This window comes from Mycolicibacter sp. MU0083 (assembly GCF_963378075.1).
In the GTDB taxonomy this organism is placed as follows: domain Bacteria; phylum Actinomycetota; class Actinomycetes; order Mycobacteriales; family Mycobacteriaceae; genus Mycobacterium; species Mycobacterium kokjensenii.
This window is the reverse complement of the sequence record NZ_OY726394.1, coordinates 4,270,230-4,291,608: the sequence shown is the minus strand read 5'-3', so window position 1 is coordinate 4,291,608 and position 21,379 is coordinate 4,270,230. Positions and strand designations below refer to the sequence as shown.

16 protein-coding genes are annotated in these 21,379 nt (G+C 66.7%); 12 read left to right on the top strand and 4 right to left on the bottom strand.

Annotated features, from left to right (window positions below):
• Positions 1–65: 65 nt before the first annotated feature.
• Positions 66–1,481 carry a condensation domain-containing protein gene (locus tag RCP38_RS19740; protein ID WP_308474588.1) on the top strand — a complete coding sequence of 472 codons (1,416 nt, stop codon included), beginning with the start codon at positions 66–68 and terminating at the stop codon, positions 1,479–1,481.
• A 57-nt stretch (positions 1,482–1,538) separates the two neighbouring features.
• Entirely contained in the window at positions 1,539–4,583 is a 3,045-nt protein-coding gene (locus RCP38_RS19735; protein ID WP_308477431.1) for an MMPL/RND family transporter, read from the top strand.
• 7 nt (positions 4,584–4,590) lie between these two features.
• Here the strand turns inward: RCP38_RS19735 and RCP38_RS19730 are convergent, their stop codons facing one another.
• Genes RCP38_RS19730 through RCP38_RS19720 form a run of 3 tightly spaced genes read right to left on the bottom strand, consistent with a single transcriptional unit; the run spans position 4,591 to position 8,171 of the window.
• Complete coding sequence (locus tag RCP38_RS19730; protein ID WP_308474587.1) at positions 4,591–5,679, bottom strand: PE-PPE domain-containing protein; 1,089 nt, start codon at positions 5,677–5,679, stop codon at positions 4,591–4,593.
• 55 nt (positions 5,680–5,734) lie between these two features.
• Positions 5,735–6,406: a GAP family protein gene (locus tag RCP38_RS19725; protein ID WP_308474585.1), complete on the bottom strand. Its 672-nt coding sequence runs from the start codon at positions 6,404–6,406 to the stop codon at positions 5,735–5,737.
• Positions 6,407–6,437: 31 nt separating this feature from the next.
• Positions 6,438–8,171 carry an AMP-binding protein gene (locus RCP38_RS19720; protein WP_308474584.1) on the bottom strand — a complete coding sequence of 578 codons (1,734 nt, stop codon included), beginning with the start codon at positions 8,169–8,171 and terminating at the stop codon, positions 6,438–6,440.
• Positions 8,172–8,355: 184 nt separating this feature from the next.
• Between RCP38_RS19720 and rpsF the strand changes: the two genes are divergently transcribed.
• The 6 genes from rpsF to RCP38_RS19690 all read left to right on the top strand — a co-directional run bounded on the left by rpsF (position 8,356) and on the right by RCP38_RS19690 (position 14,476).
• Positions 8,356–8,646: a 30S ribosomal protein S6 gene (gene rpsF, locus RCP38_RS19715; RefSeq protein ID WP_224974541.1), complete on the top strand. Its 291-nt coding sequence runs from the start codon at positions 8,356–8,358 to the stop codon at positions 8,644–8,646.
• 69 nt (positions 8,647–8,715) lie between these two features.
• Positions 8,716–9,225 (top strand): single-stranded DNA-binding protein, encoded by a 510-nt coding sequence (locus tag RCP38_RS19710; protein WP_308474582.1) that lies wholly within the window; start codon positions 8,716–8,718, stop codon positions 9,223–9,225.
• A 33-nt stretch (positions 9,226–9,258) separates the two neighbouring features.
• The gene (rpsR, locus tag RCP38_RS19705) at positions 9,259–9,513 is read left to right on the top strand and encodes a 30S ribosomal protein S18 (protein WP_019736050.1); all 255 of its coding nucleotides are present in this window, start codon (positions 9,259–9,261) and stop codon (positions 9,511–9,513) included.
• A 32-nt stretch (positions 9,514–9,545) separates the two neighbouring features.
• A complete protein-coding gene (gene rplI, locus RCP38_RS19700) occupies positions 9,546–10,001 on the top strand; it encodes a 50S ribosomal protein L9 (protein ID WP_308474580.1) in 456 nt (151 codons plus the stop codon).
• A gap of 485 nt (positions 10,002–10,486) precedes the next feature.
• Positions 10,487–13,561, top strand: a complete 3,075-nt coding sequence (locus RCP38_RS19695) for a replicative DNA helicase (RefSeq protein ID WP_308474579.1) — start codon at positions 10,487–10,489, stop codon at positions 13,559–13,561.
• 288 nt (positions 13,562–13,849) lie between these two features.
• The gene (locus RCP38_RS19690; RefSeq protein WP_085110056.1) at positions 13,850–14,476 is read left to right on the top strand and encodes a TnsA-like heteromeric transposase endonuclease subunit; all 627 of its coding nucleotides are present in this window, start codon (positions 13,850–13,852) and stop codon (positions 14,474–14,476) included.
• A gap of 152 nt (positions 14,477–14,628) precedes the next feature.
• On the opposite strand, the gene RCP38_RS19685 is transcribed toward RCP38_RS19690, so the two are convergent.
• Entirely contained in the window at positions 14,629–14,853 is a 225-nt protein-coding gene (locus RCP38_RS19685) for a hypothetical protein (RefSeq protein ID WP_308474577.1), read from the bottom strand.
• A gap of 9 nt (positions 14,854–14,862) precedes the next feature.
• On the opposite strand from RCP38_RS19685, the gene RCP38_RS19680 reads away from it, so the two are divergent.
• The 4 genes from RCP38_RS19680 to RCP38_RS19665 are packed head-to-tail and all read left to right on the top strand — an operon-like array spanning position 14,863 to position 21,299.
• Positions 14,863–16,614 carry a helix-turn-helix domain-containing protein gene (locus RCP38_RS19680; protein WP_308474575.1) on the top strand — a complete coding sequence of 584 codons (1,752 nt, stop codon included), beginning with the start codon at positions 14,863–14,865 and terminating at the stop codon, positions 16,612–16,614.
• Positions 16,614–17,738, top strand: coding sequence for an AAA family ATPase (locus RCP38_RS19675; RefSeq protein WP_085110058.1), 1,125 nt, complete (start codon positions 16,614–16,616; stop codon positions 17,736–17,738). Before RCP38_RS19680 ends, RCP38_RS19675 begins: the two co-directional genes overlap by 1 nt.
• Complete coding sequence (locus RCP38_RS19670; RefSeq protein ID WP_308474574.1) at positions 17,735–20,416, top strand: TniQ family protein; 2,682 nt, start codon at positions 17,735–17,737, stop codon at positions 20,414–20,416. Before RCP38_RS19675 ends, RCP38_RS19670 begins: the two co-directional genes overlap by 4 nt.
• Positions 20,361–21,299 (top strand): hypothetical protein, encoded by a 939-nt coding sequence (locus RCP38_RS19665; RefSeq protein WP_234808133.1) that lies wholly within the window; start codon positions 20,361–20,363, stop codon positions 21,297–21,299. Before RCP38_RS19670 ends, RCP38_RS19665 begins: the two co-directional genes overlap by 56 nt.
• Positions 21,300–21,379: the final 80 nt, after the last annotated feature.

Sequence of the window (21,379 nt, the reverse complement as noted above, 5' to 3'; positions counted from 1 at the left end):
GCCGGCCTCGCCGCGGCCATGAGTTACCGACCGAAGTGTTGTTCGCCCGAGAAGAGGAGGAAGTGTTGCGGGTAGGTCCATTGGGGCTGGGGACGTTGGGGGATTGGGGGCCCGAGGCGGGTCCGACCGTGGTGTGGGGACCGTCGGCCGCTGCGCTGGCAGCGGCACAGCGCGCGCCGGTGAGCGAGGTGCCGGCCAGCTACATGCAGGAACAGCACATCCGCGGCTACATCGACCAGACCGCCGCCGGACTCGACTACTCGCGACTGATGGTGCTCAGCTGCGATATGCCGGGCCGCTGTGACCGGCGGGCCATCGACTACATCATCAACGCCCACCTGCGGCGGCATGAGACCTACCGCAGCTGGTTCGCGCACGGCGAGGACGGACGCCTGACCCGGCACGTCATCGCCGATCCCGCCGACATCCAATTCGTTCCGGTCGATCACGGCGAGTTGACGCTGCCGCAGGTCCGCGACCTGTTGAAGGAGACGCCGGATCCGTTGCAGTGGGACTGCTTCCGGTTCGGGATCATCCAGGCCAAGAACCACTTCACGTTCTTCGCCAGCATCGACCACGTCCACGTGGACGCCGCGGTCGCCGGGGTCACCCTGATGGAGCTGTACCTGATGTACAACGCGCTGGTGGCCGGCGGCGCCCCGCTGGAGCTGCCGCCGGCGGGCAGCTACAACGACTTCTGTCTGCGCCAGCACCGATTCACCTCGGCGCTCACCGCCGAGTCACCGCAGATCCAGGCGTGGCGCGGCTTCGCCGACAGCAACGGCGGGAGCCTGCCCGGTTTCCCGCTGCCGCTGGGGGATCCGGCACAGCCGTGCGACGCGGCCATGGTCACCGTCCCGATGCTCGACGCCCAGCAGACCATCGACTTCGAATCCTCCTGCACCGATGCACAGGCCCGGTTCGTCGGCGGCGTGCTGGCCTGCTGTGGGCTCGCCCATCACGAATTGACCGGGGCCGGAGAGTATTACGGTCTGACGCCGCGCGACACCCGGGTGTCGCCCACCGATGACCTGACCCTGGGCTGGTTCACCGGCCTGGTCCCGGTCACCGTGCCGATCGGTGGCGCGTCCTTCGCCGAGGCGGCCAGTGCCGCGCAGCTGTCCTTCGACGCCGGGCGCGGACTGGCGGAAGTCCCCTACCAGCGGGTGATGGAACTGGCGCCGGATCTGCGCAAGCCGCCGCCGAACTTCCCCGTCGTCAACTTCCTCGACGCCGGGGCCGCGCCGCTGTCGGCGTTGATCACCGCGGGCCTCGACGACCTCAACATCGGGGTCTACAGCGACGGCCGGTATTCCTACCAGATGTCGCTGTATGTGATCCGGGTCGAGGAGGAGACCGCGGTGACCGCGGTGTACCCGGACAATCCGCAGGCCCACGATTCGGTGGCCCGCTACCTGGCGGTGCTGAAGTCGGTCTTCGAGCGGGTCGCCAACGCCGGCCACTGGGAAAATGTCGCCTGAGGCGGGCACCGCCCGCCGTCTTGATCGGGCACCGTCGGCCGCTGCGGAGGTGACCTCATCTTCCGACGCCTAGGCGAATTCGTCGTCCGGCGCCCCTGGCCGGTGATCGGCCTGTGGGCGCTGCTGGTGGTGCTGCTGCCGGTCTTCGCGCCCTCGCTGACCGAGATGGCCGAACGTCATCCGGTGGCGGTACTGCCCGCCGACGCCCCGTCGGTGCAGGCCGCCGCCCGGGTGGCCGCCGCCTTCGACGAGGACGGCTCGGAGAACGTGCTGACGGTGCTGCTCACCGACGAGGCGGGTCTGGACCGCGCCGACGAGCAGGTGTACCGCACCCTGGTGGACCGGTTGCGGCACGACACCGACGACGTGGTGATGCTGCAGGACTTCCACACCACGCCGGCACTGCGGGAAGTGCTCGCCAGCGATGACGGTCAGGCCTGGATCCTGCCGGTGGGGCTCGCCGGGGACCTGGGCACACCGGAGTCCTACGCCGCCTTCACCCGCGTCGCCGAGATCGTCCGGGACACCGTCGCGGGATCGACGCTGACCGCCGACGTGACCGGACCGGCGGCCACCGTCGCCGACCTGACCGATGCCGGGACCCGGGACCGGCTGGCGATCGAGTTGGCGATCGGCGTCCTGCTGCTGGTGATCCTGGCGGTCATCTACCGCAGCCCGGTCACCATGCTGCTGCCGCTGATCACCATCGGCGTCGCACTGGTGACCGCGCAGGCGGTGGTCGCGGCCGTCTCGAGTGCCACCGGCATGGCCGTCTCCAACCAGGCGATCGTGCTGTTGAGCGCCCTGATCGCCGGTGTGGGAACCGATTACGTGGTCTTCCTGGTCAGCCGCTACCACGATTACGTGCGGTTGGGCACGGGCAGCGCCGACGACGATCGGCGGGCGGTGCGGCGGGCGCTGGCCTCGATCGGCAAGGTGATCGCCGCGTCCGCGGCCACCGTCGCCGTCACCCTGCTGGGGATGGGTTTCGCCAAACTCGGCGTCTTCGCCACGGTGGGCCCGGTGCTGGCGATCGGGATCGCGATCGCGTTCCTGGCCGCGGTGACCCTGCTCCCGGCGATCCTGACCCTGGCCGGACCCCGCGGCTGGGTGGCGCCCCGGCCGGAACGGGCGGCACGGTTCTGGCGTCGGACCGGAGTGCGGATCGTGCGGCGGCCGACGGCATATCTGGTGGGCAGTCTGGCGGTGCTGCTGGCCCTGGCCGGCTGCGCGGGTGTGATCCGGTTCAACTATGACGACCGCAAACAGCTACCGGCGTCGGTGGACAGTTCGGTGGGCTATGCGGCACTGGACCGGCATTTCTCGGTGAACCAGACCATCCCCGAGTACCTGCTGATCGAGTCACCCGATGACCTGCGCACCCCGTGGGCGCTGGCCGACATGGAGCAGATGGCGCACCGGATCAGCCAGATTCCGGGCGTGGCCGCCGTCCGCGGCGTCACCCGCCCGCGGGGCGAGTCCCTCGAAGAGGCGCGGGCGACGCGGCAGGCCGGCGAGGTCGGCGACCAGTTGGGCGACGCGGCGGGCCTGATCGACCGGCGCACCGCCGATCTCGACCGGCTGTCCTCGGGTGCCCGGCAGTTGTCCGACGGTCTCACCGAACTGCGCAACCAGGTCGGCCAGTCCGTCGGCACGGTGCGCAGCCTGGTCGACGCCCTGGTGTTCCTGCAGAACCAGTTCGGCGGCGGCCGGGCACTGGCCGAGTTCGACCAGGCCAACCGCCTGGTCAACAGCATCCGTGCACTCGGCGACGCGATGCAGGTCAGTTTCGCCGGACTGGCGACCAGCTTCGACTGGGTGGACCCGGTGGTGGAGGCCCTCGACGCGAGCCCGATCTGCGACGCCAACCCGGTCTGCGGGACTGCGCGCATCGAATTCCACAAGGTCCAAAACGCCCATGCCGCCGGAACTCTCAACGAGATATCCGCCGTGGCGCGACAGTTGCAGTCGACCCGGTCCGACCAGACCCTGTCCGGGACCGTCGACGGCCTGAGCCGCTCCCTGCAGACCGCCGCGCAATCGCTGCGGTCCCTGGGATTCGACAATCCGCGCACGGCGCAGAAACGCATCATCGAGTTGCAGAACAGCACCAAGGAGATGGCCGGCGCCGGCCGCCAGGTCGCCGACGGGGTGCAACTCCTGGTCGATCAGACCAAAGAGCTGGGATTGGGCCTGACCAGCGCGTCGGCGTTCCTGATGGCGATGGGCCAGGACGCGTCGCAGCCGTCGATGGCGGGATTCAACGTGCCACCGGAGGTGTTGGGCACCGCGGACTTCCGCCGGCTCGCCCAGACCTTCGTCTCACCGGACGGCCATGCGGTGCGGTACTTCATCCAGATCGACGAGGACCCGTTCAGTCCGCGGGCGATGGACCAGGTCAACACCATTCTCGCGACCGCTCAAGCGGCACTGCCGAATACCGCGCTGTCGAATGCGTCGATCTCGATCTCCGGCTATCCGGTGACCCTGCGCGACATCCGCGACTACTACGACCGGGACATCCGGCTCATCGTCGTGCTGACCACCGTGGTGGTGCTGTTGATCCTCGCCGCGCTGCTGCGCTCCGCGGTCGCCCCGGTGTATCTGGTGGGGTCGGTGATCGTGTCCTACCTGTCGGCGATCGGACTGGGCGCACTGGTGTTCCAGGTCATCCTGGGTCAGCAATTGCATTGGAGTGTGCCCGGTTTGGCGTTCGTGGTGCTGGTCGCGGTGGGGGCCGACTACAACATGCTGTTGGCGTCCCGGTTGCGCGACGAAGCACCGGTGGGCGTCCGCACCAGTGTGGTGCGCACCGTGGGCTCCACCGGCGCGGTGATCACCGCGGCGGGCCTGATCTTCGCCTCGGCGATGTTCGGCCTGGTGTTCGCCAGTGTCGGAGCCGTGGTGCAGGGCGGCTTCATCATCGGCGCCGGGATCCTGGTGGACACCTTCGTGGTGCGCAGCATCACGGTGCCGGCCGCCGCGGCGCTGCTGGGCCGGGCCAATTGGTGGCCGACGCGTCCCTGGCTGCGGCGCGGGCCGCAGCAGCCGGCGCCGGCCACCGCCGGGGACAGCGTCTTCGACGCGGTGACCGACGCCTGAGCGGCCGTCAGCCGCCGAACCCGCCGAACAGGTTGCGGATCTTGCCGACGGTGTCCTCGATGGCGCTGTCGGTTTCGGGTCCCAGCACCTCGACGATGTTCATGCCCGCCGGATGCACCGAGACCGGCTTGGTGGCCGGGTCGTCGTTGCGGACGTAGCCGGCGTCGACCTGCGGCTGCAGGAACCCGTCGAGCTGGTCGACCACGTCGTCGGGGACGCCGAGGAACCGCAGCGGCATGGTCAGCGGCAGGTGGTTGATCGGAATCAGATACGACGTGGTGGTGGCGCCACGGGAGTTGACCGTCGAGCGGATGTTCTGCGGCGGCACGTCGGCCGGCGTGGTGAACGCCGCCGGGGTGTGCACGATGGCCGCCCCGACGATGGCGTTGGCGACCGACCACAGGTTGTCGGGCCGGTCGGGGAAGTCGGCCATGCCGTCGTAGGCGGCCACGATCCGGTTGGTGTCGTACTGGCTGTCCACCATCGGCGGCATGGTGTATTCCACCACCGGCATGTGGCTGCCCGGCGGGAACAGCCCGGAGGCGAAACTCGAACCGAAGGCGTGCTTGCCCATCGGGGAACCGAACGTGGAGAACTGCAGCATGTGCGGGGCCGGCGCATTCGGGTCGTCGGCGAGCCGGACCTGCTCCTTGTCCAGGGCCATGGTGCCCTGCGACAGGCCGACGACGGCCGCCGGCTCGGTCCCGCGGCGGATCGCGGTGTCGAGGCCGCGGGTGGCCGCGTCGACGGCCTCGCCCATGGTCAGGTCGTCCCGCGGGTTCTCCGGCGCGAACATCGTGGGAACCCACCGGAACAGCGCACCGGCCGGATAGTCGATGATCTCGCGTTTGGTGTTCGGGAAGTATCCCGAACCGGCACGGCGGGTGTAATCCGCCCACGGGATGCCCGGGGGACGGGCACCGCCGACCGCGTAGACGACGTCCGCCGTCGCCTCCTCACCCACCGGTGACGGGGTCGGGGCGATCCCCGGGGTGTCCATCGGCGGGGTGGGCGCAGCGGCGGCGAGACCGGCACCGATCCCACCGGCCGAACCTGCCAGCCACACCGCGAGGGCTCCGGCGACCAGACGTTTCATCGCTAACTCCTTTGGCCGTCTACGGATTCTGCACGAAACCGCAGCTTTCACAATCTCACAGACCCAGCACTCCCGCCGTGCACAAGACCCCGCCGACGGCGGCCAGCAGCACCGCGACCTGGCCCGGACGCCGTTGCCGCACCCACGCGTTCAGGCCCGTCATGAACCGACGCGTGGCGTCGGGCGCCACCAGGCACGCCAGCAGCGGAATCTCTACCAGCGCAAAGGCCAACACGTTGAACGTCAGCAGCGCGGCCACCCGGGTACCCGGCGGCGCCCCGGACGCCACGATCAGCGCCAACGCGGCCAGATAGTCCACCGACGGCAGCGCGATCCCCAGGCCGGCGGTCGCGGCGACCCACAGCGACCGGCCCTGCAGCAGCCGTCGGGCCCGGGCCGCGGGCCCACCCGAGCCGGCGGCGCCGCGGCGCGGCCGTGGTGATCCGGGGGCGTAGGCGCGTACGGCCAGCACCGCCGCCGTCAGCAGCGCCAGCGCCCCGATGAGGATCTGCACCCGGGGCAGCGTCAGCCCGGACGCTTCGATCACGGTGGGCTGCAACGCGAACAGCACCACCAGACCGCCGGCCGTTCCCATCGCGAACCCACCGCACAGGAACGCCATCAGCTGCAGCACCGGCCGCGGCCGGTTGAGCATCAGCAGCGTCAAGCTGATCCGGACCGGCTCGACGCTGGTTGCGACCGCCATCACCAACAGCGCTATCCACATGCGGCCCTGCGTAACTCGGTGTCCGGATCGCTCAGCCGTCCATCCGGGTGAACTGCTGGCGCTGATACTGATCCACGCAGGCGGCCCGGCGAACCTTGCCGCTGGTGGTGATCGGGATCGAGCCCTGCGGAACCAGCACCACATCGGACACGGTCACCCCGTGCACCTGCGAAACAGCCGCCTGCACATCGTTTCTGATGCTGCGCAGCCGCTGCGCCGCCTCCTCGGCGGATTCGCCGCGGTCCCGGACTTCGATGATGGTGACCAGCTGCTCGATCTGGTCGACCGGAACCGAGATCGCCGCGACCCGACCGCCGCTGATCTCCTGCAGGGTCGCCTCGATGTCCTCGGGGTAGTGGTTGCGCCCGTAGATGATCAGCAGATCCTTCATCCGGCCGACGATGAACAGCTCGCCCTCGGAGATGAATCCGAGGTCCCCGGTCCGCAGCCACGGGCCCGCCGGGGTGTCGGGGGAGGGGTCCGCCAGCGTCGCGGCGAACACCTTCCGGGTCTCCTCGGGCCGCTGCCAGTAGCCGCCGGCCACGTTCTCCCCGGCGGTCCAGATCTCGCCGACCGTCCCGCCGGCGCATTCGGTGCAGGTCTCGGGGTCGACGATGCGCACCGCCGGGGATTTGGGCACCCCGTAGCTGAGCAGCGGGGTGCCTTCGGGCGCCTCGCAGCGCTGCGCGCTGCCCCGGGTCAACTTCTCCGACTCGAAATACACCGTCTGCGGTGCACACTCCACGTCGAGCGTGGCCACGTAGAGCGTCGCCTCGGCCAAGCCGTAGGCGGGGTGCAGTGCCCGCGCCCGGAAGTTGTACGGGGCGAACCGGTTGAGGAACCGGTCCAGGGTCGCGGGGTGGACCCGCTCGCTGCCGCTGACGATGCCCAGCACGTCACCCAGGTCGAGTCCGGCCATGTCCTCGTCGGAGGTCTTGCGCACCGCCAACTCGAAGGCGAAGTTCGGGGCGGCCGAGAACGCCCGCCGGTGGCCGGCCATCGCCTGGATCCACCGGGCCGGCCGCTGCAGAAACGCCACCGGGCTGGTGAGTTCGCACCGGTAGCCGCCGAGCACCGGCGCGATGATGCCCAGGATCAGGCCCAGGTCGTGGTAGAAGGGCAGCCACGACACGATGGTGGTGTCGGCGGGGGCCACACCGTTGAACTCGGGGAAGTAGCCGGCCATGAACTGGCGGAAGTTCACCGCGAGGTTGCGGTGCGAGACCATGACGCCGGCCGGCAGTCGCGTCGAACCCGAGGTGTACTGCAGGTAGGCGACCCCGCCGGAGTCGACGGGACGGCTACCGGAACCGGTGGCGGCGTCCAGGTCCAGCGCGTCGATCTCGACGACGGTCGCCGCGACCCCGGCCTGGCGGACGTATTCGCCGACGAGTTCGGCGGAGGAGGCCGTGGTCAGCACCACCGACGGGGCGGTGTCGGTGAGGACCGCGGCGACCCGCTCGTCGTGGGCGCCGGGCAGCGGCACCGGCAGTGGCACCGCGATGAAGCCCGCCTGCATGGCGCCCAGGAAGGCGGCGACGTAGGCGAGACCCTGCGGCGCCAGGATCACCGCGCGGTCCCCGGCGGCACCGTGCTGCTGCAGTTCCCGGGCGACGTTGAGCACCCGCCGGTAGGTCTGTGCCCACGACAGCGTCTCGGCGACACCGTTCCAGTCCTGGTCGTAGTCGGTGTAGGTGTAGGCGGGGTCTTCGGGGGCCAGCATGGCCCGCTCACGCAACAGGGACAGCAGAGAGGCTTCAGACATGGGCAGGAGGCTACCTTCGCGGTCCGACAGTCCTGCTTCGCAGGCAAAAGTGGATGACGCGCGGCCACGATTTCGTCGGGGTCGGGCCGGTCCGGTAGCCTAGCCCGGTTGCCGACGCAGGCGACCCTCCTGCCGTGGAATCCCCCACGGCCGCACTACGACCATAGGAGGTGATGAGGTTCCCATGCGTCCATACGAAATCATGGTCATCCTTGACCCCACTCTCGACGAGCGCACCGTCGCCCCGTCCCTGGAGACGTTCCTGAACGTGATCCGCAAAGACGGTGGAACGGTCGACAAGGTCGACATCTGGGGCAAGCGCCGCCTGGCCTACGAGATCGCCAAGCATGCCGAGGGCATCTACGCGGTCATCGACGTCAAGGCCGCCCCGGCCACCGTGTCCGAGCTCGACCGTCAGCTGGGCCTGAACGAGTCGGTGCTTCGCACCAAGGTGATGCGCACCGACAAGTCGTAGGCGGCAGTCGGAGCCGTTGCGTAGGCTCAGCTCCACAAGCAGCGCCAACACCGATCCTAGGAGGGCCCCGTGGCTGTAGGTGACACCACGATCACCGTCGTTGGAAACCTGACCGCGGACCCTGATCTGCGGTTTACCCCCTCGGGGGCGGCGGTCGCCAACTTCACGGTGGCGTCCACCCCGCGGGTCTTCGACCGGCAGAGCGGTGAGTGGAAGGACGGCGACGCGCTGTTCCTGCGGTGCAACATCTGGCGTGAGGCCGCCGAGAACGTGGCCGAGAGCCTCACCCGCGGTTCGCGGGTGATCGTCACCGGGCGGCTGAAGCAGCGGTCTTTCGAGACCCGCGAGGGCGAGAAGCGCACCGTCTACGAGGTCGAGGTCGATGAGGTCGGCCCCTCGTTGCGGTACGCCACCGCCAAGATCAACAAGGTCAGCCGTGGCGGCGGCGGAGGCGGTTTCGGCGGGGGCGGCGGTATGTCGGCCCCGGCGGCTCCCTCCGGACCGCCCGCGGAAGACCCGTGGGGCAGTGCTCCGGCGTCCGGCTCCTTCGGTGGCGCCGACGACGAGCCGCCCTTCTGACAAACGAACCACTGCACGAAAAGAGATAGGTAGATGGCCAAATCCAACAAGCGGCGTCCGGCTCCCGAGAAGCCGATCAAGACCCGCAAGTGCGCATTCTGCTCCAACAAGAAGCAGGTGATCGACTACAAGGACACCTCGCTGCTGCGCACCTACATCAGTGAGCGGGGCAAGATCCGCGCCCGTCGTGTGACCGGTAACTGCGTTCAGCACCAGCGCGACATCGCGCTCGCGGTGAAGAACGCTCGCGAGGTCGCGTTGCTGCCCTTCACTTCGTCGGCGCGATAAGCCGGCCACTCAATCCGAGAAAGAACGAAACGATGAAGCTGATTTTGACCGCTGAGGTGGACCACCTCGGGGCGGCCGGAGACACCGTTGAGGTCAAGGACGGATACGGCCGTAACTACCTGCTCCCGCGCGGCCTGGCGATCGTCGCCACCCGCGGCGCGCAGAAGCAGGCCGACGACATCCGCCGGGCCCGCGAGACCAAGCAGGTCCGCGACCTCGACCACGCCAAAGAGATCAAGGAAGCGCTGCAGGCGCTGGGCACGGTCACGCTGCCGGTGAAGACCTCCGGCGACTCGGGCAAGCTGTTCGGCTCGGTGACCGCCGGCGACGTGGTCGCCGCCATCAAGAAGGCCGGTGGGCCCAACCTGGACCGTCGCATCGTCCGCCTGCCCAAGGCGCACATCAAGTCGGTCGGCAGCCACCCGGTGTCGGTGCACCTGCACCACGACGTCAACGTCGACGTGACGCTCGACGTCACCGCGGGCTAAGCCCTTACCTCAGCAGCCCCGGCAGCGCTCCTGGCGCGGCCGGGGCTTTGCTGTGTCGGCAGGTGCGGAACGACTGTTAACGCTGGCTAACTTTTTCTGCGGTGCATAAACGCGGTGCAGGTCATCCCATCGTGGACAGATTGCCACCTCCCGGAAAGGCAACACGCCCGAGACGGTAACTTTCGGCGACACGCCGAAGAGATTGCTTCCACAGTCAAAACATGTCACATAACAGCGTTTACCTGCAGGTATCTCCGGTTTTCGGCGAACAATCCACAAGTCATCCCCACCATCCCAAACAATTGCGGGTGCGGTGTGCACACTTGATCCACAGCTCTATCAACAGGGCCGTTTGGTCGGGCCGCCAGCAACGCCTACGGTCGACCCCGGCACGACGCAACGGGGGGTGTCGGTGGCCGAGGCTAAGGTCCGGGCCAACAGCGTCGAACGGGCGTTCGATCACGGTAGTGGAAGAGGTGGGGCGCATGGCGGTGGTCGACGACCGCGGTCATTCTGAGCTTGAGGAGCCACCGCGCGAGGATGTCGGCCGCCAGCCGCCCCAGGATCTCGTTGCGGAGCAGTCCGTGCTCGGCGGCATGCTGCTGAGCAAGGACGCCATCGCCGACGTGCTGGAGCGGTTGCGGCCCGGTGACTTCTACCGCCCGGTGCACCAGAACATCTACGACGCGATCTTGGACCTCTACGGCCGCGGGGAGCCCGCCGACGCGGTGACGGTGGCCGCCGAGCTGGACCGCCGCGGTCTGCTGCGGCGGGTGGGCGGGGCGCCGTATCTGCACACGCTGATCTCCACGGTGCCCACCGCGGCCAACGCCGGCTACTACGCCGGGATCGTGGGGGAGAAGGCGTTGCTGCGCCGGCTGGTGGAGGCCGGCACCCGGGTGGTGCAGTACGGCTACGCCGGCGCCGAGGGTGCCGACGTCGCCGAGATCGTGGACCGCGCCCAGGCCGAGATCTACGAGGTCGCCGAGCGGCGTACGTCGGAGGACTTCGTTCCCCTCGAAGACCTGCTGCAGCCCACCATGGACGAGATCGACGCGATCGCCTCGCACGGCGGTATCGCCCGCGGTGTGCCGACCGGGTTCACCGATCTCGATGAGGTGACCAACGGCCTGCACCCGGGGCAGATGATCATCATCGCGGCGCGGCCGGGTATGGGGAAGGCGCTGGCGCTCAACACCCCGTTGCCGACGCCGACCGGCTGGACCACGATGGGCGACGTCGCCGTCGGTGACGAGTTGCTGGACGCCGCCGGACGGCCCACCCGGGTGGTCGCGGCCACCGAGATCATGCTCGGACGGCCCTGCTACGAGGTGGAGTTCTCCGACGGCACGGTGATCGTCGCCGACGCTCAGCACCTCTGGCCGACCGGCTCCGGAGTACGGACGACGGCTCAGCTGCGCAGTGGCGCGGACACCATCGCCCCCGCGGGCACCCCGAGCCCTGGCGGCGGCGTGGGGCTGCTCGCGTCGGTGCTGCAGATCCAGTCGGTGCGCCGGGTTCCCAGCGTCGCGGTGCGCTGCGTGCAGGTCGACAATCCCGAGCACCTCTACCTGGCCGGCCGTGGCATGGTCCCCACCCACAACTCCACGCTGGCCCTGGACTTCATGCGGTCGTGCTCGATCAAGAACCGGATGGCCAGCGTGATTTTCTCGCTGGAAATGAGCAAGTCCGAGATCGTCATGCGGTTGCTGTCCGCCGAAGCCAAGATCAAGCTCGGCGACATGCGCTCGGGCCGGATGACCGACGACGACTGGACCCGCCTGGCGCGGCGGATGAGTGAGATCAGCGAGGCGCCGCTGTACATCGACGACTCGCCGAACCTGACCATGATGGAGATTCGCGCCAAGGCCCGTCGGCTCAAGCAGAAGGCCGACCTGCGCCTGGTAGCGGTCGACTACATGCAGCTGATGACGTCGGGCAAGAAGGTCGAGTCGCGCCAGCAGGAGGTGTCGGAGTTCTCCCGGAACCTCAAGCTGCTGGCCAAGGAACTCGAGGTGCCGGTCATCGCGCTCAGCCAGCTCAACCGTGGCCCCGAGCAGCGCACCGACAAGAAGCCGATGCTGGCGGACCTGCGTGAATCCGGCTGCCTGACCGCTTCGACCCGCATCCTGCGGGCCGACAACGGCTCCGAGGTCACCCTGGGTGAGCTCCTGCGCACCGGGGAGCGTCCGCTGGTGTGGTCGCTCGATGACCGGCTGCGGATGGTGGCGCGGCCGATGACCAACGTGTTCCCCAGCGGACACCGCGAAGTCTTCAAGCTGCGGATGGCTTCCGGGCGTGAGGTGGAGGCCACCGCGAACCACCCGTTCCTCACCCTGGACGGCTGGGTTTCGCTGGGCGACCTCAATGTCGGGGACCGGCTGGCGGTGCCGCGGCGGGTGCCGGAGCCGGCTGACACCCAGCGGATGCATGACTGCGAGGTCATGTTGCTGGCGCACATGATCGGCGACGGGTCCTGTGTGAAGGGCCAACCGATCCGGTATGCCTCGATCGACGAGGCGAACCTGACCGCGGTCACGGTGGCGGCTATGCACTTCGGGGTGACCGCGGTGCGCGACGAGTACCCGGCGGCGCGGGTGACCACGCTGCGGCTGCCGGCGCCGTTCCACTTGACGCACGGCAAGCGCAATCCGATCGCGGCGTGGCTGGACGAGCTGGGGCTGTTCGGTAAGCGCAGCCACGAGAAGTTCGTGCCGCACCAGGTTTTCGCCCTGCCGAATGATCAGGTGGCGCTGTTCCTGCGGCACCTGTGGGCCACCGACGGGTCGGTGCGGTGGGACGAGAAGCAAGGGCAGTCGCAGATCTACTACGCCTCGACCAGTCGCCGGCTCATCGACGACGTCGCGCAACTGCTGGCGCGAGTCGGGGTGTTCGGCCGGATCAAGCGGGCGACCAAAGCCGGCTACCGCGATGGCTGGCACCTACACGTCTACGGCGCGGAGAACCAGGTCCGGTTCCTGCACAATGTCGGGGCGCAGGGCGCCAAAGCCGAAGGCGCCAGGCAGGTCTTGGCTCATTTGGCGGGCGTGACGCGCAATCCCAACCTGGACACCGTGCCTAAGGAAGTGTGGGGCCGGGTGCGTGGGGCGCTGGCCGATCAGCAGATGAGCCACCGTGAGTTCGCCGCGGCGATGGGCACCCAGTTCTGCGGGTCGACGATGTGGAAGCACGCGCCCAGCCGGGACCGGCTGCACCGTGCTGCGATGGTGCTCGAGGACGAGGGTGTGCACGCGTTGGCGACCAGCGCGGTGTACTGGGACACCATCGTGGAGATCACCAGTATCGGCGAGCACGACGTGTTCGACGGGACCGTTCCGGGAACACACAACTTTGTGGCGCAGGGGATTTCAGTGCACAACTCGCTAGAACAAGATGCGGACATGGTGATCCTGCTGCACCGGCCGGACGCGTTCGAGCGGGATGACCCGCGCGGGGGAGAGGCCGACCTGATTCTGGCCAAGCACCGAAACGGCCCGACGAAGACGATTACCGTTGCGCACCAACTGCATTTGTCGCGGTTTACGAACATGGCGCATTAGCGGGGGCGGCTGTAGGTTCTCACGGGCGACTTCAAAATCTCATGACTGACTTCAAACGGTTTTCAAGTTTGAAGTTTGGATGAGACACGCCGATGTGCTTGCGGAGGACCCAGGCGAACAGGTGCCACGCTGTGGGCATGACTCTGGACGCACGTCTGACAGAGCGGTAGCAGACGGAACATGGTTACGGCGGCTACGACCGCTGCGACCACCACGGTACGGTTTCGAACCGCCCCGAATGCTGGAGAGTCTTCAACCCCACTAGTTGACGCCGATCCGGATGTCCTTGTGGACGCTCATCCGTGGCGTGAGTTTCGTTGGTACGCAGGCCAAAAGCACTACTCGGGCACGTATTGGTCGGCAACCGAGCGCCGGCACATCATCTACGAGTCCCGGTTGGAGCTGACTCAGTTGCTGTTTGCCGATTTCGATCGGACCGTCCGACGTATCTGCGCGCAACCGTTCATGCTGAGTTGCGACTCCAGGGGCCGCACGACCAGGCACATCCCCGACTACTTGCTGATCACCGATAGTGGGCCGAAAGTTATCGACGTCAAGCCGCGCCGGCGGCTGTCGCAACCGGAGGTCGTGGACACCTTCGCCTGGACTCGATCGGCAATTGAAGACCGTGGGTGGGTCTACGAAGTGTGGACCGAGCCTGAGCCAGTGCTGTTGGCCAACATTCGATTCCTTGCAGGTTTTCGTCGGGAGGCGTGGTTCACGGGGGAGCTCCTGGCAGGGCTGCGGAATTGCTCAATCGACGGCCTTTCAATCGACAGCGTGCTTGACCTGTCGTCGGAATGGCCCCGACCTTTGAGGAGAGCGGCCTTGTTCCACCTGTTGTGGTTGCAGGAACTCCGCGTTGACCTGCGTCAACCCTTGACATCGAGTTCGACACTGAGCCAGGAGAACTGATGAGACGATCTGATTCGGCTGTTCGGATCGGTGTTGGGACGCGGGTTGTTTTCGAGGGCGATGCAGCCGAGGTAGTCGAGCTGCACCCCGGCGACACCGGGGTGAGCCTCACATTGCGCGTCGGCCCCGGAAAGCGATTGTCGCGTATCTCATTACGTGAGCTTCTCGATGGTGGCCGTGCTCGAATCGTGGATGACCGCATCGACGTTGACGGTCAACCGGATGCGGCCGCAGTCATCCTTGCAGAACTCACTGACCTTGAGCTGGACACTGCGCGCACGCGGGCCGCCCACGTTCGGGAGGTCTTGACTGGCTATCGCTCCGGTCACCCAGAACTCGCGGCCCACGACGAACCGCGAACTGAGTTCGATCCTCATCTCCCTTTGATGGAGCGGTACGCCGCGAAGGCTGCCGAGGCCGGCGTCACTTCACGCACGGTCAGCCAGTGGGTCGCGGACTATCGGAAGCATGGTGAGGTAGGACTGGTGCCGAGGCCCACCAAACAGGTTGTCGGCATGCGAAGCAAGGTCGATCCACGCTGGGCCGAGATCGCGGTCGAAGTGATGGTGGAGCACACGGACCAGTCGCGGCCATCGCAGACGGCGGTGATAAAACGTGTCAACGCCAGGGTCGTCGCACGATTCGGCGAAGACGCGGTGGCGTTGCCGTCTCGGGCGACCGCATTCCGTGTCCTGGCTGAGCTAGAGAACCGGTACCCGACGTTTCGGCTGAGCACGAAACGAAACCGCGACATCGCCGACCGTCCCAGCGGTGTGTATGGGAAGCTGCGCCCGACCCGCCCGGGTGAGTACTTGCTGATGGATACCACTCGATTGGATGTGTTCGCGCTAGACCCGATCACCTTGCGGTGGGTGCAGGCGGAGCTGACGGTCGGAATGGACTGGTACACCCGTTGCATCACCGGAATTCGCGTGACGCCGGTGTCTACGAAGTCAGTGGACGCAGCCGCAGTCCTGTACCAGGCGTATCGGCCACGACCGGCCGGCAAGGACTGGCCACCGCACGCGGTGTGGCCCGAGCACGGTGTGCCAAGATCAGTGCTCCTCGACGTCGGCGCCGTCGAACGCCCGGGTGCCGCGGGACCGGCGATCGTGCCGGAAACCATTGTGATTGACCACGGCAAAATCTATGTCTCAGATCATCTGACGAGCGTGTGCCAGCGGATGGGAATCTCGATCCAGCCCGCACGGTTGCGGACCGGCCGGGACAAGGGTCCGGTAGAGCGTTTCTTCCGCACCATCCGAGAGGGCCTGTTGCAGATCTTGCCAGGCTACAAAGGCCCGGACGTGCACTCCCGTGGCTTGGACCCGGAATCGGAGGCCTTCTTCTACCTCGACGAGCTGGAGGCAATCATCCGCGAGTGGGTTGCGGTGGTGTATCACCACCGCCCACACCACAGTCTGATCGATCCGCGCGTTCCCGGCTTCCAGATGTCCCCGGCGCAGATGTTCGAGCATGGGGTCGCGCGCGCCGGCTATATCGAGGTGCCGCGTGATCCCGATTTAGCCTATGAGTTCTTGAAGGTGGAGTTTCGGAAGATCCAACATTACGGGGTGGACCTTGGCCGCCGCTACAACGGAACAGGTCTGGATCCCTACCGCAACATGAGCAGCCCGTACACAGGGAAAGTCAAGGGCCGCTGGCCAATCCACTACGACCCGGATGACGTCACCCGCGCCTATTTCCGTGATCCGGACACCCGCGAGTGGCACACGTTGATGTGGGAGCACGCACCGTCGTTGCAGATGCCGCTCAGCGAGGACGCATTACAGTTCGCGCGCAAGCTCGCCGCATCGAAGTACACCTATCCCGATGACCGAATCGCGGTCGCGGACCTGTTGGAGCGATGGAATCTCGGGTTGGGCACAACACCGGCGGAGCGCCGAATGGCGTTGCGACTTTCGCGCGAAGAAACGATGTTGGACCAGGCCGAGCCCCAAGACCCGGTCACCACCCTGCCCTCAGTCGCACGCGTGCTCGCCACAGCCGAGCCTCCCCCCGCGGAGGACGCAAACCATATCGCTGATGAGCCGGACCCCGAGACGGGCGACGACGACACCGAGGACGACCTCATCGAGACTGACGAGTTCTACGCCGACGCATTGAGGGACGCGTGATGGCGAAGTACGATCTCGCGCCCCACGAGAACAACGCCCGCCTGGACAACCTGACCTTGGCGCGCAAGGAGGGGTGGCAGCGCTTCGTGAACACCGCTGCCCGCATACCACCGGAGCCCCTGAGCCGCGGCCAACTCAGGTCGCTGAGCGAGGAAGCATTCGACGATTACAACCGTCAACGCCGCAAGTGGCACGCCAACCTCGGCCCGATCAGAACACCGCAATTGGCTGCTCTGCATGAGGACCTGTGGGACATCGTCGACAGCAATGCCCAAGACGGGGACAAAGCCAAGGGGGCCGTCGCGATCGAGGCGTTCCCGGGTTTGGGCAAGACCACCTCGGTGCTGGACTTCGCCAAGAAATTCCACCGCCGGGAGGTGAACGAGCAGGGCACCGTAACCGACGCGGGCGCCGAACGCTGGCCGGTGTGCCGAGTGGGCCTGACCGGCAACACCGGCATGGTCGAGTTCAACCGGGCGATGCTGGCGTTCTTCGCCCACCCAGGTACGACTCGCGGCAATGCCGCCCATTTCGCCCACCGCGCGCTGGACTGCGTGCTGTCGTGCGAAACGAAGCTGTTGATCGTCGATGATCTGCACTTCCTGCGATGGCGCAACACCGTCGGCGTGGAGATCAGCAACCACTTCAAGTACATCGCCAACGAGTTCCCGGTCACGCTGGTGTTCGTCGGAGTCGGGCTGACGAAGAGGGGTCTGTTCTCTGAGGGGCATTCATACGAGGACGCGGTGATCGCCCAGACGGGGCGGCGCACCACCAAACTGGACATGCGGTTGTTCGAGATCGACACCGATGACCGGCGTCGGGAGTGGCGCCAGATGCTGCTCGCGATCGAGCAGCGTGTCGTCCTGGCCGAGAAACGCCCCGGAATGCTGGCAGACGAATTGTCGGACTACCTGTTCGCCCGCAGCACCGGGCACATCGGATCCTTGATGACACTGATCAACCGCGGCTGTCAGCGGGCGGTCCGCACCGGTGCTGAGTACCTGTCGCGCGAATTGATGGATCAAGTCAAAAACGATGCCGCCTCGGAGAAGGCTCGGCAGGAACTGGAGGCAGCCTTCAACGCGCAACGGCTGACAACCAGGATCGGCAAAGCCGGATGAGCGCGGTGCGAACGCTCCCGGTCCGCCTCGCCCCAATCCACGGGGAAGCGTTGGACTCGTGGCTTGAAGCGGTCTCGCACCGCACTCAATCCGCGTTTGGCGACTTGCTTTCCGCCGTCGGATTGGACGCATCGCGCTGCGAGCGTCGCGGCCCCTGGATAGTCCAGCTCTCTGCTGCCGCAGGGGCAAGGATCACCGAGGCAACTGGCATCAGCCGAGAGCAGCTGGACCTTATGACGCTGTCCCGGTACTCAGGCGCGGCGTTGCGCATCAATACTGACGCCGGGACGTTGAATCGAGCATTTCCGTGGAGCGCGGGGTACTCATCACGGTTCTGTCCAATGTGTTTGGCACAGACCGGTGGAAGATGGCAATTGGCATGGCGGCTGGGCTGGACGTTCGCCTGCACGAAACACCGCTGCTTGCTTGCCGACGCCTGTCCACGATGCGGCACTGCTCAGCGCCGCCGCACGCACATCAATGACGTAATTCCTCAACCGGGACACTGCGGCCAGCCCTCCGGCGAGGCTGTGGGACGCGGCGCGGACAGGTGCCACGCGGACCTGACGACCGTTCCCGCTACCGAATTCGACGCCGACGACCACCCAGTCGTTCGAGCACAGTTACTGGTGAACGCGGTGATTGACTCCGAGACTGGTGATTTCGGCGTCTATCAGGCGGTGCCGCAGGCCCGGCTTGCTGTGCTGGCTGATATTCGAGCTATCGCCGGGCGGGCGTTGGCCTATGCGACACCAAGAGAACTGAGTACCGTTCTGCCGGCAGACTTGGCCGCAGCGCATCGAGAGGCCAGTGCGCGCGCGCAGCTACCAACTCGTCGTCGCGCGCAGCCCACTGTGCGCCCAGCGCTCGCGGCACCGGCATGGTCTGCGATGACGGCAGCAGGAGTGGTTGTCGCGTTGCAGGTGTTGGAAGCGCCCGACGTGGCGACCGCAGGTGACCGACTGCGCTGGCTCGTCGCCTCATCCCGCGACCGCGGATTTGTCGTGACCGGAACAAGACTGGGTTGGGGACGACGTACCTCAGCAGTGCTGGCGGGAGTGCAGCTTGCCGCCCTCGGGCCGATGCTCAAGGTCAGCGATCAACTTCGCTACCGTGTCGGCGCGCCGATGCCCGCCGTCCCAGAGTGCGAAAGCGCGCCGACTTGCCGACTGCCGGGCGTTCTTTGGGCGGAGTGGTCCCTACGCTTAGCGCATCCCACTTGCCACCAGCGCTACTTAGCCCCTGCGTTGTCGGTTGCGTTGTTGCTTGTCGGTAGCAAGCTGAATCTCAGCGCCGCAGCCCGACTGATCGGCAGTCGGGTCAACAGTTCGGCGGTATCGCGGGTGTTGCAGCTACTCGAAAAACACCCGCAATGGACCGACATTCGCGCTGCTCTACTGCGAATGGCGTCCTACGTGCGCGACCATGACATCCCGATCGACTACGCGCGGCGTCGGCGACTGGATTACGCAGCGCTACTGCCGGACGACGCTTGGGCTCGCATCTGTCGAAGCACTGCTACTCCGGGAGCAAGGCCGGCGCGCGCCAGAATCGCACGCTGTTACATGTTCGAACGGATCAGTGGACTTCCCGCAAGCATTGCGCCATGGGCCGTGGACGAGGAAGGTTTCCGGACTCAAGTCGCAGATTTCCCTCAGTATCTGACTCCAGAATTGGCAACCGCGCTCGACACGAATGCCCGCGAGTATCTGGTCGGCTGCGGAATAGAAATCGAACCACTGACCTGGCATCCGCCGACAAGCTTCCTTGATGGGCTGGATCTTCCAGGTGCGGATCCGAGCGTATTGAGCATTGACGCCCTGCACGGCGCAGTCGCCGCCGCGGGCAAGAGGAAATTGGGTACCGCCGCGACCGAATTGGGAACAAGCCTCGACGTGGTGCGCCATCTCCTCGCCACTTCCCCCGCGCCCCGCCAGGCCCCGCCCGACGGCGTTCGCCTGGCTGCAAACCACAATCGGGCGTACGCGAGGCTCAAGGCAGCGGTCCCGCGGGACCGTTTCATCGAGCTCTATGAACACGAGGGGATGTCGTTAGGGGCTATCGCGCGGGCATTTGGAGTCAGTCGCCAGATAGCGTCCCGACTTGCTCATGATTACCAAATCGTGCTTCGGGCGCGATGCCTGCCGCCCATCGGCCGCGACTGGCTGTACGACCAGTACGTCGTCCGCGGCCGTGCGCTCTCGGATATCGGCCGCGACATTGGCATGAGTGCTGCCAACGTTGCGCGGTGGGCCAAGATTCATGCGATTCCAATGCGTGGGCGGGGAGCCCGAAGCCAGAGTGCCGCGATCGCCGCCCAGAGGTTCGCGGCCACTGCGCCGGCGCTGATCAGGCCGGCGCTAACGGGAATCCGAGGATGGGAACGGCTGCAACGGTTCGCGGCAGCGAGTGACTATGCGAACCTCAGCATCGCCGCGGCCGACCTCGGCGTCGCCACCTGCACACTGAACAACCAGATCAACCAGATAGAACGCGAACTCGGTGTGACATTGCTAGTCCGCGCCTGGCATGAACGCCCGATGCGACTAACCGAAGAGGGTGCGCGCGTGCTCCAAGCGGTTCGCAATCATCAGCAGAGTGGTAGCGCAACTGACTCACAGGATGCTGCTCCTGCGGCACTGGGACCGGTTGCCGCCCGCGCCCGCAGCGGAAGCTGACTACATCCCGGAGGTAGCGTCGGTCGCCATGGGGCCGGAGGATTTCTTCGAAGAGACCGAAACTCATAGTCCTTGGTCCAGCGAACCCACCATCACCACGAACCTGCGGAAGGACTTCCTCAACGGGCTGCGTGCTGGCCCGGTGCTCGGCACGGATGACCTTGACGCCGCGATGGCGTTAACCCACCTCGTGTGGGACGAATTGATCGCGTTTGGGACGGGCGGAGGCAACGCCCTCGACGACAAGGAGATTGCCCTCGCACAGCGGGCACTTATCGCAACCCTGTCGCGTATCGGCGTCACGTTGAGCATCCCGTGGCGGGACTTCAACACGTTTAAGTCACACTGGCTGCGCAACGGCTGCTCGGGCTCATGGCAAGCCCGCCGCGATCTCTTGAACGATCTGTTCGCCCCGGTGCAAGCGGAGCTAGATCGCCAGGAGGAGGCCCAGTTCCGGGCCGCCAACGCAGAGGCGGTGTCGCCACACAGCCAGACGGGCTGGCCGATGGTTGACGAGGAGCTGACCGAGCTGCGTCGGCGCTTCCGCACCGCCAGCACTACGCAGGACTACCGGGACGTGGGTAATCGCGCAGTCGGCGTGCTGGAGGCCCTGAGCCGCATCATCTACGACCCCGCAGTGCACCTCCGCGACGGCGAGGTCGAGCCGCCGGCCGACAAGACAAAGCAGCGGCTCGGCCGATACATCGAGGAATCCTTGGCAGGCAAGGACAACGAGGCGATCCGCGGTGTTGCCAACAAGGTGATCGAGCTCGCCCACAGAGTGAAGCACTCCACGACACCCACTCGGCGGGAGGCGGGTATCACGGCGGATGTGGTGATTATGCTGGCGAACATCCTGCGGCGGGTAGACCAGGACGTCTGAGTGCGGAGGATCCTCGCGAGGTATTGGCGACCCGCAGCGCGGCGCATCGGACGCGGTCGGACCCCGTCGATAGGATTCAT

Bases quoted from the DNA above. Each gene is read 5' to 3' on its own strand.
- RCP38_RS19730 (WP_308474587.1), bottom strand. From the start codon at position 5,679: ATGAAACGTCTGGTCGCCGGAGCCCTCGCGGTGTGGCTGGCAGGTTCG.
- RCP38_RS19725 (WP_308474585.1), bottom strand. From the start codon at position 6,406: ATGTGGATAGCGCTGTTGGTGATGGCGGTCGCAACCAGCGTCGAGCCG.
- RCP38_RS19720 (WP_308474584.1), bottom strand. From the start codon at position 8,171: ATGTCTGAAGCCTCTCTGCTGTCCCTGTTGCGTGAGCGGGCCATGCTG.
- rpsF (WP_224974541.1), top strand. From the start codon at position 8,356: ATGCGTCCATACGAAATCATGGTCATCCTTGACCCCACTCTCGACGAG.
- rpsR (WP_019736050.1), top strand. From the start codon at position 9,259: ATGGCCAAATCCAACAAGCGGCGTCCGGCTCCCGAGAAGCCGATCAAG.
- rplI (WP_308474580.1), top strand. From the start codon at position 9,546: ATGAAGCTGATTTTGACCGCTGAGGTGGACCACCTCGGGGCGGCCGGA.
- RCP38_RS19695 (WP_308474579.1), top strand. From the start codon at position 10,487: ATGGCGGTGGTCGACGACCGCGGTCATTCTGAGCTTGAGGAGCCACCG.
- RCP38_RS19685 (WP_308474577.1), bottom strand. From the start codon at position 14,853: ATGAGGATCGAACTCAGTTCGCGGTTCGTCGTGGGCCGCGAGTTCTGG.
- RCP38_RS19680 (WP_308474575.1), top strand. From the start codon at position 14,863: ATGGAGCGGTACGCCGCGAAGGCTGCCGAGGCCGGCGTCACTTCACGC.
- RCP38_RS19675 (WP_085110058.1), top strand. From the start codon at position 16,614: ATGGCGAAGTACGATCTCGCGCCCCACGAGAACAACGCCCGCCTGGAC.
- RCP38_RS19670 (WP_308474574.1), top strand. From the start codon at position 17,735: ATGAGCGCGGTGCGAACGCTCCCGGTCCGCCTCGCCCCAATCCACGGG.
- RCP38_RS19665 (WP_234808133.1), top strand. From the start codon at position 20,361: ATGCTGCTCCTGCGGCACTGGGACCGGTTGCCGCCCGCGCCCGCAGCG.